The organism is Mycobacterium conspicuum (assembly GCF_010730195.1).
Taxonomy (GTDB): Bacteria; Actinomycetota; Actinomycetes; order Mycobacteriales; family Mycobacteriaceae; genus Mycobacterium; species Mycobacterium conspicuum.
In genome coordinates, this window is sequence record NZ_AP022613.1 from 5,393,870 (window position 1) to 5,408,496 (window position 14,627).

13 protein-coding genes and 1 pseudogene are annotated in these 14,627 nt (G+C 70.9%); 3 read left to right on the top strand and 11 right to left on the bottom strand.

The window, feature by feature from the left end; genetic code table 11:
* The first annotated feature begins 67 nt into the window (after positions 1 to 67).
* Positions 68 to 2,598 (top strand): annotated as a pseudogene (locus G6N66_RS29810) (PE family protein).
* Positions 2,599 to 3,086: 488 nt separating this feature from the next.
* Positions 3,087 to 4,124, top strand: a complete 1,038-nt coding sequence (locus G6N66_RS24765) for a PAS domain-containing protein (RefSeq protein ID WP_085232727.1) — start codon at positions 3,087 to 3,089, stop codon at positions 4,122 to 4,124.
* Between the two features lie 4 nt (positions 4,125 to 4,128).
* On the opposite strand, the gene G6N66_RS24770 is transcribed toward G6N66_RS24765, so the two are convergent.
* Genes G6N66_RS24770 through ssd form a run of 7 tightly spaced genes read right to left on the bottom strand, consistent with a single transcriptional unit; the run spans position 4,129 to position 8,642 of the window.
* Complete coding sequence (locus tag G6N66_RS24770) at positions 4,129 to 4,437, bottom strand: Rv3654c family TadE-like protein (RefSeq protein ID WP_139825177.1); 309 nt, start codon at positions 4,435 to 4,437, stop codon at positions 4,129 to 4,131.
* A gap of 16 nt (positions 4,438 to 4,453) precedes the next feature.
* A complete protein-coding gene (locus G6N66_RS24775) occupies positions 4,454 to 4,744 on the bottom strand; it encodes a TadE family type IV pilus minor pilin (protein ID WP_085232725.1) in 291 nt (96 codons plus the stop codon).
* 35 nt (positions 4,745 to 4,779) lie between these two features.
* Positions 4,780 to 4,980 carry a DUF4244 domain-containing protein gene (locus tag G6N66_RS24780; RefSeq protein WP_085232724.1) on the bottom strand — a complete coding sequence of 67 codons (201 nt, stop codon included), beginning with the start codon at positions 4,978 to 4,980 and terminating at the stop codon, positions 4,780 to 4,782.
* A gap of 15 nt (positions 4,981 to 4,995) precedes the next feature.
* Positions 4,996 to 5,580: a type II secretion system F family protein gene (locus G6N66_RS24785; protein WP_179968314.1), complete on the bottom strand. Its 585-nt coding sequence runs from the start codon at positions 5,578 to 5,580 to the stop codon at positions 4,996 to 4,998.
* A 10-nt stretch (positions 5,581 to 5,590) separates the two neighbouring features.
* Entirely contained in the window at positions 5,591 to 6,394 is an 804-nt protein-coding gene (locus tag G6N66_RS24790) for a type II secretion system F family protein (protein ID WP_085232723.1), read from the bottom strand.
* Positions 6,391 to 7,566, bottom strand: coding sequence for a TadA family conjugal transfer-associated ATPase (locus tag G6N66_RS24795; protein WP_085232722.1), 1,176 nt, complete (start codon positions 7,564 to 7,566; stop codon positions 6,391 to 6,393). The genes G6N66_RS24790 and G6N66_RS24795 overlap by 4 nt, the downstream gene beginning before the upstream one ends.
* A complete protein-coding gene (gene ssd / locus G6N66_RS24800; protein WP_085232741.1) occupies positions 7,563 to 8,642 on the bottom strand; it encodes a septum site-determining protein Ssd in 1,080 nt (359 codons plus the stop codon). The genes G6N66_RS24795 and ssd overlap by 4 nt, the downstream gene beginning before the upstream one ends.
* 428 nt (positions 8,643 to 9,070) lie before the next feature.
* Between ssd and G6N66_RS24805 the strand changes: the two genes are divergently transcribed.
* On the top strand, positions 9,071 to 9,937 hold the full coding sequence (locus tag G6N66_RS24805; RefSeq protein ID WP_085232740.1) for an HAD-IB family hydrolase: 867 nt from the start codon (positions 9,071 to 9,073) through the stop codon (positions 9,935 to 9,937).
* A gap of 393 nt (positions 9,938 to 10,330) precedes the next feature.
* On the opposite strand, the gene G6N66_RS24810 is transcribed toward G6N66_RS24805, so the two are convergent.
* The 4 genes from G6N66_RS24810 to G6N66_RS24825 all read right to left on the bottom strand — a co-directional run bounded on the left by G6N66_RS24810 (position 10,331) and on the right by G6N66_RS24825 (position 14,618).
* Positions 10,331 to 11,098, bottom strand: coding sequence for a Fic family protein (locus G6N66_RS24810; RefSeq protein WP_085232721.1), 768 nt, complete (start codon positions 11,096 to 11,098; stop codon positions 10,331 to 10,333).
* A gap of 142 nt (positions 11,099 to 11,240) precedes the next feature.
* On the bottom strand, positions 11,241 to 12,839 hold the full coding sequence (locus G6N66_RS24815; protein ID WP_276013544.1) for a dipeptide ABC transporter ATP-binding protein: 1,599 nt from the start codon (positions 12,837 to 12,839) through the stop codon (positions 11,241 to 11,243).
* The gene (locus tag G6N66_RS24820) at positions 12,836 to 13,699 is read right to left on the bottom strand and encodes an ABC transporter permease (RefSeq protein WP_085232719.1); all 864 of its coding nucleotides are present in this window, start codon (positions 13,697 to 13,699) and stop codon (positions 12,836 to 12,838) included. Before G6N66_RS24820 ends, G6N66_RS24815 begins: the two co-directional genes overlap by 4 nt.
* The gene (locus G6N66_RS24825) at positions 13,692 to 14,618 is read right to left on the bottom strand and encodes an ABC transporter permease (protein ID WP_085232718.1); all 927 of its coding nucleotides are present in this window, start codon (positions 14,616 to 14,618) and stop codon (positions 13,692 to 13,694) included. The genes G6N66_RS24820 and G6N66_RS24825 overlap by 8 nt, the downstream gene beginning before the upstream one ends.
* Positions 14,619 to 14,627 lie beyond the last annotated feature (9 nt).

The following is a 14,627-nucleotide window of genomic DNA, read 5'->3' on the forward strand; positions in this document are numbered from 1 at the left end:
TGTGGTGCACTGAAAAGCGAACTCGTTGGGCACTATTCGGGCTATCGGGACCCGGTGGAGGTGTCACATGTCGTTCGTGATGGCGGCGCCCGCGCAGCTCGGCGCTGCGCCCACTGATCTCACCAACATCGCCTCTGCGCTGGGCGTTGCCAACGCGGCCGCGGCGCCCCCGACGACGGGGATCCTCGCCGCGGCCGAGGATGAGGTGTCGGCCGCCATCGCGGCCGTGTTTTCCGGGCATGGCCAGGGCTATCAGGCGGTCAGCGCGTGGGCGGCCGCATTTCACGCCGACTTCGTGCGGGCGTTGACGGCGGGCGCGGACGCCTATGCCGGCGCCGAGGCCGCCAATGTCTCGCCGTTGCAGACGCTTCTCGACGTGATCAACGCGCCGATCAAGTCGCTTACCGGCCGGCCCCTGATCGGGAACGGCGAAAACGGCGCCCCGGGAACCGGGGAAAACGGCTCGCCCGGCGGATGGTTGCTCGGTGACGGCGGGGCCGGCGGGTCGGGCGCACCGGGCCAAAAAGGCGGCAACGGCGGGGCCGCCGGAGTGATGGGCACCGGCGGCGCCGGCGGGGCCGGCGGCAGCGCGTCGAGCGGCACCGCCGGGGCGGGCGGGACCGGCGGCCATGGCGGGCTTTTGGGCGGCAACGGCGGCGTGGGTGGTGCGGGCGGCAGCGGCGGACCCACGCTCAGCGGCGACGGCGGGGCCGGGGGAACCGGCGGCGCCGGCGGGCTGCTGGGTGCCGGCGGGGTCGGCGGCACCGGCGGGGCCGGCGCCAGCGGCGGGCAGGCAGGGCCGGCGGCACCGGCGGTCTAATCGCCGGGCTGGTCGGCGCCGGCGGCGGGAACGGCGGAACCGGTGGGTTTGGCGCCAGCGGCGCCGGCGGTCACGGCGGAGCCGGCGGCAACGCCGGCCTGCTCGCGGGTCCCGGTGGCGCCGGCGGGGCCGGCGGGACCGGGATAGTTGGCGCTGGTGGCGCGGGCGGCGATGGCGGCAACGCGGGCCTCGTGTTCGGCGCCGGCGGGATCGGCGGCGACGGCGGATTGGGCGGCGGCGGCGACGGTGGGGCCGGGGGAGCCGGCGGCGCCGCCGGTTTGGTGGCCTCGTCCGGCGGGTCTGGCGGGGCGGGCGGATTTAGCCAGGGTGGCACCGGCGGAGCCGGCGGGGACGGCGGTAAGGGCACCATGCTCGGCTGCGGCGGGGTCGGCGGGGTGGGCGGATCCAGCCTGCTCGGCGACGGCGGCGCCGGCGGCAACGGCGGCAACTCTGGCCTGGTGCTGGGGACCGGCGGGGCCGGTGGTGCCGGCGGACAGGCGGCAACGAACAACAGCGGTCCCGGCGTGGGTGGCGACGGCGGTCACGGTGGCGCCGCCGGGCTACTCAGCGTCGGAGGCAACGGCGGAAATCCCGGGACCGGCCCGACCCTGGGCGGTGCCGGCACCGCCGGCTCCAGCTCGCCGCTGCAACCGGTGTTCAGCGCGGTGAACACCCCCGCCGAGGCGCTGCTCGGCCGTCCGCTGATCGGCAACGGCGCCAACGCGGCCCCCGGTTCGGGGCAAAACGGCGCTCCCGGGGGGATATTGCTCGGCGACGGCGGGGCCGGCGGATCGGGCGGACCGGGCCACGTCAACGGCGGGGCCGGCGGGCTCGCCGGGTTGATGGGCACCGGCGGTCCCGGCGGGGCCGGCGCGGGCGTGGGCGGCTCCGACGCCGCCGGCACCGGCGGTATGGGCGGCCATGGCGGGTTGATCGGCGGCAACGGCGGGGTCGGCGGCGCCGGCGGGGCAGCGTCTAGCGGCACCGGCGGCGACGGCGGGCGCGGCGGGATCGCCGGGTTGCTCGGCGCCGGCGGGGCCGGTGGCGCCGGCGGCGCCGCCGTCAGCGACACCGGGGCCGGCGGGACGGGCGGTCGCGGCGGCACCGCAGGGCTGCTGGCCGGGCTGGTGGGCGCCGGCGGCGGGCACGGCGGGACCGGCGGGTTCGGCCACACCCACGGCGGCGACGGTGGTGCCGGCGGCAACGCCAGCCCGGTGTCCGGGTTCGGCGGCGCCGGGGGCACCGGCGGCGGCAATTCCGACAGCACCGGGACGAGCGGCACCGGCGGGACCGGTGGCAACGCCGGCCTGCTGTACGGCGCGGGCGGAGCCGGTGGAGACGGCGGATTCAACGACGCGCCAGGCGGTACCGGCGGGACCGGCGGGCATGGCGGCGACGCCGGCTGGGTGGCCTCCAGCGGCGGGATCGGCGGAACCGGCGGATTCGGCGACGTCGGCGGTGGCGGCGGAGCCGGCGGCGACGCCACCCTGCTGGGCTGTGGCGGGATCGGCGGAACCGGTGGATACGGCACTATCGGCGACGGCGGTGACGGCGGGCACGGCGGCGCCGCAGGCGACCTGCTGGGCAACGGGGGTGCCGGTGGGGCCGCCGGGCAAGGCGCGACGTCCGGTGCTGTCGGCGGCGACGGCGGCAACGCCGTGACGATCGGCAACGGTGGCAATGGCGGCAATGGTGACCAGGGCGTAACCGCGGGCAACGGTACCGGTGGCCATGCCGGGCTGCTGGTGGGTCAAATGGGGATCGACGGGAAGCCATAGCCGGCCCCCATCAGGCCGGGCAGGCATCCCCCCGACCACTGTCGCGGCCAACTCGCGCCACGCTGACCAATCCGGCGGATGGCGACCGACCCCTCGACGGTCGACTTCCACGGATCTACGTGGTGACGGCCGCCAGAGGAGGCATCTCCTCACCTCTGAAGAGTGCCGGCGCACCGCCACACGTCGCAACGAACGGTCGGACATCACGGTCCGTTCGCCAACCCGACAACGCGGGTGCATCGCGAAACTACCTAGCTGTGGCCACATTTGCAAACCCGAACCCGCCGCGTGGCGGAATTTGTTATCGCCTCGGGCTATGTCCATCCGTCGGGCCGCCCGGACCGGACGCCGGACTTGCGGGTGCGTCGTGGCATCCGTCGGCAAAAGTCAAGCAGCGAGCCATGATTGGGGCCCGAGCGCGGCGGTAATCGAGTTGTGAATCTCCCCGGTTGATCATCGGGACGTCACTCGGACGTAAGCTTGCCTGCATGGCCCACGACTGGCTGCTCGTGGAGACGCTGGGGGACGAACCCGCCGTGGTTGCGCAGGGGCGTCAGCTGAAAAACCTCGTGCCCATCACGACGTTCCTGCGGCGCAGTCCGTATCTGGCCGCGGTCCGAACGGCCATCGCCGAGACACTGCAGACCGGCCAGAGCCTCACCAGCATCACCCCCAAGCGCGACCGAGTGATCCGCACCGAACCGGTGCTGATGACCGACGGCCACACGCACGGGGTGCATGTATGGACCGGACCCGCCGATGCGCAGCCGCCCGAGCGACCGACCCCCGGACCGCTCAAGTGGGACCTGACCCGCGGCGCGGCGACCGACACCCAGGAGTCGCTGGCCAACAGCGGCAAGAACCCCGAAATTGAGGTCACCTACGGCAGAGCCTTCGCCGAAGACCTTCCCTCGCGCGAACTGAATCCGAACGAAACCAAGGTGCTGGCCATGGCCGTCAAGGCTCAGCCCGGCCAAACACTCTGCAGCACTTGGGATCTCACCGACTGGGAAGGCAACGCCATCCGGATAGGTTTCGTCGCCCGCACCGGACTCGAACCGGGCCCCGACGGCCGCGAGCACCTGGTCGCGCGCGCGATGAACTGGCGCGCCGAACTTAGGGGCCCGACGGTATCGGCGGATGACCTGGCGCAACGAATCCTCAACGGACTGGCACAGTCCGGAGTGCACCGTGCGCTCTTCGACCTCAAGACGTGGAACCTGCTGAGATGGCTCGACGAGCCGTGCCCCTTCTACGACTGGCGGGGCAGCGGGACGGACAGGCCACGTATCCACCCCGACGACGAACCGTTGAAGGAGTCCATGACAAAGGAATTCACCGACGGAGCAACGAGTCGCGTGCTACGCATGCGGGGGTTCGACAACGACTGGGTGCCCATGCATGTCACCGTCAACAGGGTGGAACTCGAGCCCGATGTCTTCGCCGGATTGGCCTCGCTGCGGTTACCGACCGAGGACGAACTCGCCGACGCAGGGCTACCGAAAGCCACCGGCGACGAGACCTGACCGGCTACGGAGCTACCGGTCCCGCCCGCGCGCCGGCCTGTGCCACCCCGACGAACGCGACGCGCACGCGCGCGGTGACGACGACATCGAGCCCGTCGACACGGCAGCGGGCGTCGTCGACGCGCATCGCGCGGGCCACCGCCGTCGCACGGTCGCACGCCGCGGTGACGCCCGACGGCAGTGCCCCCGCGGCCGCCAGCGCGGCCAGGTCGGCGACCGCCTGCGCACGGTGACGCGCCACCACGACCGAACCCAGGTAGGCCCCGGCCCCGGTGATGCACAACAGCACCGCGACCATGGCGACCGCCACCACGGTGGCCGAACCTCGATCACCGCCCCGGCTCGGCCGACGACACGGCGTTGGCGCCAATATCCAAGGTGGGCAACAGATTCGAGTGCGCCACGACGGTCGCGACGAAGAAGTCGCCGTCGCGCCGCACACGGACCAGCGCGCCACCGGGCGCGATCCGGCGGGCCGCGTCGATCGCCGCCTTATCGTCACCGCGCGCGGCGAGTCGCGCGGCCTCACGGGCGGCGTCGACGCAGCGCACCTGCATCGACACCGCGCTGATACCCGCCAGACACAACACCAGCACGACGACCAGCGCCGCGATGCCCAACGCCGCTTCGACGGTGCTGGCGCCGGCACTCCCACCTAAACCTTGGTGGTGAGCGCGCGGCCGATGATGCGGGCCAACGCCGATACGACGGAGTCGCCCGTCACGACGGTGTACAGCACCGCGCCGAAGGCCGCCGCCGCGATTGTGCCGATGGCGTATTCCACCGTGGACATGCCCGACTCGTCGGCCGCCAGCAACGTCATCCGCGCGACGAACGCACGAAACATGGTGCTCATCAATAGATTCCCCTCTCATAGCAGACCCGATTGCAGAACATCGCCGGCCAGGCCGGCCACCACCGGAGCGATGCCCAGGCAGACAAACGCGGGAAGAAAGCACAGCCCCAGTGGTCCCGCGATCAGCACCCCGGCCCGCTCCGCGGCTGCGCTGGCCGCGTGCTGGGCGTCACTGCGCGACTGCTCCGCCAGTGTGGCAACCCCGTCGGCCAGTGCCGCGCCCGAGGACGCCGACCGCCGCGCCAGCCGCAGCAGCGCGTCGGTCTGCGCGTCGACCGCCGGCAGGTCCGACGCCGTCGACCAGGCCACGGCGGGGTCGGCGCCCAACGCCAGCAGGTCGGCGGCCCGGCGCAACACCTGGGCCAGTTTCGGCGGCGCGGACGGGGCGGTCGCGGCCGCGGCGGTCGACACCGCCATGCCCGCCACCAAACACACCGCCAGCACGTCCAGGCTGGATGCGACGGCGAGCGGATCCGGCCCCGACGCCGACCGCTGGCGCGGCCGCGGGGCGCGGTCCGGCATCCGGGCGCGCGCCCGCACGGCCGAGGGACGCGCACCCGTCAGCAACGCCACGGCCAGCAGCACCACCGCGGTGCTCACCGCTCGGCGCTCATGACGCCAGCCGATCGGTGATCCGGTCCGACCACAGCAGGCCGCCGCACGCCAACGTCGACCCGATCACCAGCAGCCATCCCCCCACGTGCCCACTCAGCAAGAACGTCAGCGGCCGGGCGCCGATCAGTTGACCCAGCAGCACCCCGAGCACCGGCAGGCCCGTGAGGATGACCGCGGTAGCGCGGGCGCCGGCCATCCCCGATGCCACCCGCGCCGAAAACCGTTGCCGTTCGGCGATATCCCGTTGCGCGGCGCGCATCAGGGTGGCGATGGCGAGTCCCTGCTCGCTGGCGAGTTGCCAGCACACCGCGAGTCGCTCCCAGTGGGCGGGCAGCGCCGAAGACCGGGCCTGCAGACGCAGGCCGGCCGTCACATCGGCGCCCAACCTGGCGCGCGCAGCGACGGCGCGCAACGAGGCAGCGACCGTGCCGCCGGTTTCGTCGGCGGCGACGCAAAACGCGTCCACCGGATGAGAGCCCACGCGCAGCTCCCCGACGAGCACATCCAGCGCGGTTTGCAACGCGGCCCCCTCGGCGCTGGCGCGCCGGCTGCGGCAACGTCGGCGGTAACGGAGAAATCCGGTCGCGCTCACCACCCCGATCGCGATCACCGTGGTCAGCGGCAGCAGCACCGCCGCACCGACGGCGGCGCACGCCGCGACACGAATGAGCCAGCGGGGGTCTAGCGGTGACCGCACCCACCGCGGGCACGCGAGCGGCGCGAGCCGGCAGCGCGGCGAGGACGGAAAGACCAGCAGCGCAACCGATAACAGCAGCGCACCGGGCGCAAGGCCGGTCATGCCGGGCTCCGACTTCGCAGCAATTGATCGAATTCGTGCGCGTCGTGGGTCAGCCCACGGTCGGCGGTCCACACCGTGACCGCGTGAACCAACCAGTCGGTCCGGCGCAGCATCGCGATCTCGGCAAGCCTTCGCCGGCCGGTGCGATCTCGTGCGACATGCAGCAGCACCTGCACCGCCGCGGCGAGCTGACTGTGCAGCGCGGCCCGATCGAGACCGCCGGGCGCGCCCAGCGCCTCCAGCCGGGCGGGAACCTCGCCCGGGCTGTTGGCATGCACGGTGCCCGCGCCGCCGTCGTGGCCGGTGTTCAGCGCCGCCAGAAGATCGACGACTTCGGCGCCGCGGACCTCGCCCACCACGATGCGATCGGGCCGCATCCGCAGCGCCTGGCGGACGAGTTGACGCACCGGCACCTCGCCGACGCCTTCGACGTTGGCACACCGCGCGACCAGCTTGACCAGATGCGGATGCCGGGGCGCCAGTTCGGCCGCGTCCTCCACGCACACGATTCGCTCATGGGGCGGGACGGCACCCAACATCGCCGCCAGCAAGGTCGTCTTGCCCGCACCCGTCCCGCCGCACACCAGAAAGGCGAGCCGGGCCGCGATGATGTCGTTGATCAAGGCGGCGGCCTCCGGCGCGATCGCGCCCGCCGCGGTCAGCGCGCCCAGATCCTGTGTCGCCGGCCGCAACACCCGCAGCGACAGACAGGTGCCGGCCGCTGCCACCGGCGGCAGCACCGCGTGCAGCCGCACCGCGAACCGTCCCGCGCCGATGCCGGTCAGCTGCCCGTCCACCCAGGGCTGCGCGTCGTCGAGGCGACGCCCCGCGGCCAACGCCAGCCGCTGCGCCAACCGTCGCACCGCCGCCTCGTCGGTGAACCGAATGTGGCTGCGCTGCAATCCGTTTCCGTCGTCCACCCATACCGCGTCCGGTGCGGTGACCAGGACATCGGTGGTGCCGTCGGCACACAGCAGCGGCTCGAGGATGCCGGCACCGGTCAGTTCGGTCTGCAGCACGCGAAGGTTGGCGAGCACCTCGGTATCGCCAAGCATCCCGCCGGACTCGGCGCGGATCGCGTCGGCCACCACCGCGGGCCGCAACGACCGCCCCAGCGGGGCGGATTCCGACGCCAACCGCTCACGCACGCGGTCGATCAGCGAGCCGCTCACGCCGCTCTGCCGTTCTGCCGTGACCCCGACCTCGGCAGCACGGCCAGCACCCGGCGCGCGGCCGCCGCCAGCGGCGAGCGTGTTCGCAATCGCAGGCCACCGTGTTCCAGCTGCTCGGCGAGCCGCGGCTGGGCCCTCATTGATGCCAGCAGCGGCAGCCCCGCGATGTCGGCGACCTCCGCCGCCCGCAGGCCTCCTGGCGCCGGCCCCCGCACGACCAGCCCGAGATGCGGATTGATCGCCGAGACAACCGGGGCGATCGTCGCGGTCGCCGCGCACGCCCGAACGTCGCACGGGCTGACCACGACCACGAAATCGGCGGCGTCCAAAGCGGACTGGGTGGCATCGGTGAGGCGCCGAGGGAGATCGCAGACCACGGTCACTCCCCCGCGGCGGCCGGCGTCGACGACGGCGTCCACCGGCCCGGGGTCGATTTCGTACCCGCGCCGGGTGCCGGAGAGCACACTGATTCCACGGTGTTTCGGTAGCGCCTCACGCACCGAGGACCAGTTGAGCCGCCCCCTTTGCGATGCCAGGTCCGGCCATCGCAGGCCGGGCGTCGCTTCCCCGCCCACCAGCAGATCGATGCCACCGCCCCATGGATCGAGGTCCACCAGCAGCGCATCGGCGGCGACCTGGGCCAGGGCGACCGCAAACAACGAGGCGCCGGCTCCGCCGCAGCCCCCGACGACGGCGACGACCTGGCCGTGTGGGCCGATTGGGCCGTTTGGGCCGCCGGACCCGCTGTCACGCGCCGATTCGGCGGCTTCGGCCAGCTCACCGATCAATTCCCGTTCTTGCTCGGGCAGCCTCAGCACGTGCTGGGCGCCCACCGCTATGCCGGCAGCCCACGTCGTGGTCGCGGCTTCCGCGGCGCTCAGAACGCTGACGTGCGCACGGCGCGGCAGCCCGGACCGGGCGAAGCGGTCCGCCGCCACCGCATCGAGCACCACCGCCACGGCGGCCGACCAGGTTTTCCTGGTCACCGCGGCCCCTGGGCGGGCGTGAACCACCCGAACACCCACCGCGGCGGCCACCCGGTCGAATTCGTCGCGCAACTGCGCATCGGTGAGCACCGCCAGCACCCCCGAAGAGCCGCTACGGGCGGCAGCCGTCCTCGTCACCCACTCACCGTGCGAGGCCGCAAGGGTGGGACGCCAGTCCCCGATCCGAAATTGTGGAAAGAGACGCGACTGTGCACTAGTCGGGAAAGGAACCGACGCTTAGCGCCGCTAACTACTTAGTCCAGATAAGGGACGACCCCCGCCAGGGGGGGAGGAGGCGAGGGTCGTCGTGCATCAGCCCCGGGGGGTCGGGCTGATACACCCTCGGCTCAAGGCCGAGTAATGCTTACTATACACATGACAGTGGCGGCTGACGCAAGTAGCGGCAAAATCAAAAAAACACTGTGAGCCGCAAAAACACCACCTATTCTATCTGTCCTGATCGTGCGTTTTGCGCGCAAGTCGACGGTCTCGGCGCGGCGCCCACCTATGCTGAACTGGTGACCGTCTCTGACTCGGCCGCGCATCAGCAGCACCAGCAATCCGAGCCCGAAACAGCGGCAAATCCGGCTTCCAGCGCCCGCACGGCCGCCTTCTTCGACCTGGACAAGACCATCATCGCCAAGTCCAGCACGCTGGCGTTCAGCAAACCGTTCTTCAACCAGGGACTGCTCAACCGCCGCGCCGTGCTCAAGTCCAGCTACGCGCAGTTCATCTTCCTGCTCTCCGGTGCCGACCATGACCAAATGGATCGGATGCGCACCCACTTGGCCAACATGTGCACCGGATGGGATGTGGAGCAGGTCAAGTCGATCGTCAACGAAACCCTGCACGACATCGTGACTCCGCTGGTGTTCGCCGAAGCCGCCGACCTGATCGCGGCGCACAAGTTGTGCGGTCGCGACGTCGTCGTGGTGTCGGCATCGGGGGAAGAGATCGTGGCGCCGATTGCCCGGGCGCTGGGTGCCACCCATGCGATGGCGACCCGCATGGTCGTCGAGGACGGCAAGTACACCGGCGATGTGGCGTTCTATTGCTACGGCGAAGGCAAGGTGCAGGCGATCCGCGAGTTGGCCGCCCGCGAGGGCTACCCGCTGGAGCACTGCTACGCCTACTCCGACTCGATCACCGACCTGCCCATGCTCGAGGTCGTCGGCCATCCGAGCGTGGTCAACCCGGACCGCGGCTTGCGCAGGGAAGCAAACGAGCGCGGGTGGCCGGTGCTGAGTTTCTCGCGGCCGGTGTCGCTGCGTGACCGCATCCCGGCCCCTTCGGGCGCCGCGATCGCAACCACCGCCGCGGTGGGTATTAGCGCGCTGGCCGCCGGGGCGGTCACATACTCGCTGTTGCGGCGCTTTACGTTCTAGTCTCCAGCAAACAAAAAAGACACCCGATCCCGGCCCCCTTCGCAACTTTCGCGGGATTGGGCCTTGCTGTGTTAAGGGTCTAAGAGTACAAAGGAAACCACGGAAGCCCGTTGAGGCCAAGGTCGGTCCGGAAGAGAAGGTTCGATCTCCCGATTCGGGCACCCAGCACGAGTCCCGGCACCCACGCGGAGTCATAGCCGCGATAATGGCAGAAGTGTTGCGGGCCTGCGTAATTGCGAAAAGTTAACGGTGTCGACGGCCCTTTGGGTGGGGTTGCAGCCGGAAGCGTCGCAAGATCGCCGAGGCCACCCACGCAGCCCAAAGATGCACGCTTGGTAACCGAGATTCGTGTTTGCGGGCGGCGCTCCGAAATCCTTCGGAACGCCGCCCGCTTCATGCGTCTTGGGGGCTCCCCTTGCCGGCCGACTCAGCAATCGTCAAAGCCTCCTGAGCGCCGGCCTGCAGCGCCCGGCAACACAGCACCAACCATGCCGCCACACCGTCGGGTGTTCCGTCGGCGAAACCGCGCGCCGCGTCGCGATAGTCCGACGGTTGGCGCATCCAACTCGCCTCGGGCACACCCAGTCCGTGCGGGTCCAGCCCGGTGGCGATGGTCACCAACCGCGAGACCGCCCGGGCGACCACGCCGTCCGCGCTGCCGAACGGCTTCAGTGTCAACAGCTCGCCGTGCGCGACCGCGGCGATCACGGGTGCCGACGCTCGGGTGCGCGCGGTCGCGACGTTGGCGAGCAGCTCCAGCCGCGGGCCGACTTCGCTGTCAGCACGCGGGCGGCCCAGCCGTTCGTGGTCGACCTGGTCGGCCGCCGCGAGCATGTGCAGGCGGGCCAGCGCCTGCAGCGGCGCCCGCTGCCACACCCCGATCAACGAGCCCCCGCCGCCCTCCAGCGCCTGGGCCACCCTCAACGCACCGGCAAACACCGGATGGGTGGCCGCGCCGGCCTGCTCATCCACCCGCACCGGACCGCCGTCGAGCACCGCCGACGCACGCGCCGCCCGCAGCGCCGCCTCGGCGGCGGTCGCCGGCCAGCCCCGCAAGTTGGCCCGGTGCCGGTGCGCCCGCCCCAGCGCGTCGCGGGCCTGGTCGCTGGCAGCCGCCACCCCGGGCAACTCCATCAGCGGAGCCAGCGGATCGTGGCTCATGTGCGCCACTTTTTCTCGTCGCTTCGCTCTGCATCGTCGTCGGCGCAAGTCACAGGTAGCCAACGTAGTAGACGGTCGCGACCCGCTGCGCCCGGCTTCGCCGCGCTTGCGATCGCTCCTGCCCGACGGTCGCGACCCGCTCCTAACGAGAAGCCGGCGCTCCGGGAATCGCCTGCAGCAGCTGTCGGGTGTACTCCTCGCGGGGCCGGGTGAACACCTCCTCGGTGGGCGCCTGCTCCACCACCCGGCCCCGGCGCATCACCAGGACATGATCGGCGATCTGCCGAACCACGGCCAGGTCATGGCTGATGAATAAATAGGTCAGCCCCAGTCGAGCCTGCAGATCCGCCAATAGGTCCAGGATCTGCGCCTGCACCAGGACGTCGAGCGCCGACACGGCCTCGTCGCACACCAGCACCTCGGGCCGCAGCGCGAGTGCGCGCGCGATCGCGACGCGCTGCCGCTGCCCGCCCGACAGCTCCCGGGGCCGCCGGGTCAACATCGACGACGGCAACGCCACCTCGTCGATCAGCTCGCGCACCGCCTGCTCGCGCTGCTTGCGGTCGCCGATGCCATGGATCCGCAATGGCTCTTCGATGACGCGGAACACCGAGTACATGGGATCTAAACTGCTGTAAGGGTTTTGGAACACCGGCTGAACTCTCCGGCGGAACGCCAGCGCCTGTGACCGGTTCATCCGGCCGACATCGGTCGTGCCGTCAAAGACCACCGTGCCCGACGTGGCCGGCAGCAGTCCCAGCACCATCCGGGCCAGCGTCGATTTCCCCGAACCCGACTCCCCGACGATCGCCAGCGTGCTGGCCCGGCGCAACTCGAACGACACCGCGTCCACCGCCCGGAGCTCCGAGCGCCGCCACGGTGCGCCGTGCGACTCTCGGTAGATCTTGGTCAGCTCCGAGGCGACGAGAATGGTGTCGTCACCGACCGGCGGTCGAACCTTGGGACGCGCGAGCGACGGCGCCGCGGCCACCAGCCGCCGGGTGTAGTCGTGCCGCGGCTCGGTGAGGATCGACTGTGCCGCACCGCTTTCCACCACCACCCCGCGGTTCATCACGACGACCGACTCGGCGCGTTCGGCGGCCAGCGCCAGATCGTGGGTGATCAGCAGCAGCGCGGCACCCAGCTCGTCGGTGAGACGCTGCAGATGGTCGAGCACCTGCCGTTGCACCGTCACGTCCAACGCTGAGGTCGGCTCGTCGGCGATCAGCAGCTGCGGACGGCCGGCCAGCCCGATCGCGATCAGCGCCCGCTGACACATGCCGCCGGACAACTGGTGTGGGTACTTGCCGGCCTGCGTCGCCGCGTCCGGCATACCCGCTTCGGCGAGCAGCTGTACCGCCCGCCGCCGCGCCGCACGCCCGCGGACGTTGGCCCGCAACGCTTCTGAGATCTGGAAGCCGACTTTCCAGACCGGGTTGAGGTTGGTCATCGGGTCCTGCGGCACATAGCCGATGTGCTGCCCCCGGATCGACCGCAGCAGCCGCTGGTTCCCCGAGGTGATATCCAGGCCGTCGAAAACGATGCGCCCGCCGGTGGTCCGGCCGCCGGGTGGCAGCAGCCCCAAGATCGCGGCGGCCGTGGTGGATTTCCCCGATCCCGATTCCCCCACGAGCGCGACGGTGTGCCCGCGGGACACCGACAGATCCACCCCACACACCGCGGGCTCGCCGTGGCCGAACCTGACTTCCAGCCCTTCGACCGACAACAGCGGCGCGTTCATGCGCGCCACCGCCGTGATACCGGATCCAGGGCGTCGCGTAACGCGTCACCCATCATCATGAATGCCAGCACCGTAATCGCCAGTGCGCCAGCGGGATAGAACAGTATTGGTGAACCCGACCGCAGCCGGGTCTGATCGGTGTTGATATCGCTGCCCCAGGACACCACAGACGTCGGAAGCCCGACTCCGAGGTAGGATAGCGTGGCCTCGGTGACAATAAAGAGCCCGAGCGCAATGGTGGCCACCGCGACCACCGGGCCCAGAGCGTTGGGCAGCACATGTCGCACCAGGATCTGAAACCTGCTCAGCCCCAACGCTTCAGCGGCCAACACATAGTCGCTGGTGCGCACCTCCAACACCGCGCCGCGGGCGATTCGGGCCAGCTGCGGCCAGCCGAACAGGGCCAGAATGGCGATCACCGTCCACACCGTGCGGTGGTGCAGGACACCCATGAGCACAATGGCGGCCAGCAGCAGCGGCACCCCGAAGAACACATCGGTGATGCGCGAGACCGCCGCGTCGACCCAGCCGCCGTAGAAGCCGGCCAGCGCACCCAGCGCCCCGCCGACCACGAACACGGCCAGCGTGGCGCCCAGCCCGACGGTAACCGACGCTCGCGCACCGTAGATGGTGCGCGCATAGATGTCGTGGCCCTGCAAATCGGTGCCGAACCAGTGCGCCGACGACGGCGCGAGCAGGCTCTGGGCGGGATCGGCGTAGCCGGGATCGGCTCCGGTGAACAGCGCCGGAAACAGTGCCACGGCGACCACGAACAGGATCAGCAGGGCGGCGACGACGAACTTCGGCCGCCGGCGCAGCCCGCGCCACGTTTCACGCCAAAAACCGCTGTGCTCAGCCATATCGGATCCGCGGGTCCAGGGCGGCGTAGAGCAGGTCGACGAGCAGATTGGAGACCAGATAGATCAGCACCAGGACGGTCACAATCGACACCACGGTGGGCGCCTCCTGGCGGGTCACCGCCTGATACAGCACACCACCGACACCGTGGATATTGAAAATGCCTTCGGTGACAATGGCCCCGCCCATCAGCGCTCCCAGATCGGCGCCGAGGAAGGTCACCACCGGGATCAGCGAGTTGCGCAGGATGTGGACCATAATCACCCGGGGCCGCGACAAGCCCTTGGCGGTGGCGGTGCGGACGTAGTCGGCGTGCGCGTTGGCGGCCACCGCGGAGCGAGTCAGCCGCACCACGTAGGCGAATGACACCGAGCCCAAGACGATTCCGGGCAGCAGCAGCCTGCCGAACGTTGCCCGTTCTCCCACGGTGACCGGCGCGATGCCAAGCCGGACCCCGAAGACGAACTGCGCAAGAAAGCCCAGCACGAAGATGGGGACCGCGATGATGATCAGCCCCGCGACCAGCACCGTGGAATCGAATATCCCGCCTCGACGCAAGCCGGCGATGACACCGAATCCGATCCCCAGCACCGTCTCGATCGCCAGCGCGATCAGCGACAGCCTGACGGTCACCGGAAACGCATGCGCGAGAACCGAACTCACCGGCAGCCCAGAATACGCACGGCCCAGGTCGCCATGCAGGATCCCACCCAGGTAGCGCAGATACTGCAGCAGGAACGGTTCGTCCAGGTGGTAGCGGGCGCGCAGTTGCGCGGCCACCGCGGGAGTCAAGGGCCGCTCGCCGGCCAACGCCACCAACGGGTCACCGGGCAGCAGGAAGACCATGCCGTAGATCAGCAGGGTGGCGCCGAGGAAGACCGGCACCATGATGGCGATCCGACGCGCGATGTACCAACCCATTGTCAACCC

Coding starts and splice junctions, on each gene's coding strand:
- G6N66_RS24765 (WP_085232727.1), top strand. CDS start 3,087: ATGGCCCACGACTGGCTGCTCGTGGAGACGCTGGGGGACGAACCCGCC.
- G6N66_RS24780 (WP_085232724.1), bottom strand. CDS start 4,980: ATGAGCACCATGTTTCGTGCGTTCGTCGCGCGGATGACGTTGCTGGCG.
- G6N66_RS24790 (WP_085232723.1), bottom strand. CDS start 6,394: ATGACCGGCCTTGCGCCCGGTGCGCTGCTGTTATCGGTTGCGCTGCTG.
- G6N66_RS24810 (WP_085232721.1), bottom strand. CDS start 11,098: ATGAGCCACGATCCGCTGGCTCCGCTGATGGAGTTGCCCGGGGTGGCG.
- G6N66_RS24815 (WP_276013544.1), bottom strand. CDS start 12,839: ATGAACGCGCCGCTGTTGTCGGTCGAAGGGCTGGAAGTCAGGTTCGGC.
- G6N66_RS24820 (WP_085232719.1), bottom strand. CDS start 13,699: ATGGCTGAGCACAGCGGTTTTTGGCGTGAAACGTGGCGCGGGCTGCGC.
- G6N66_RS24825 (WP_085232718.1), bottom strand. CDS start 14,618: ATGGGTTGGTACATCGCGCGTCGGATCGCCATCATGGTGCCGGTCTTC.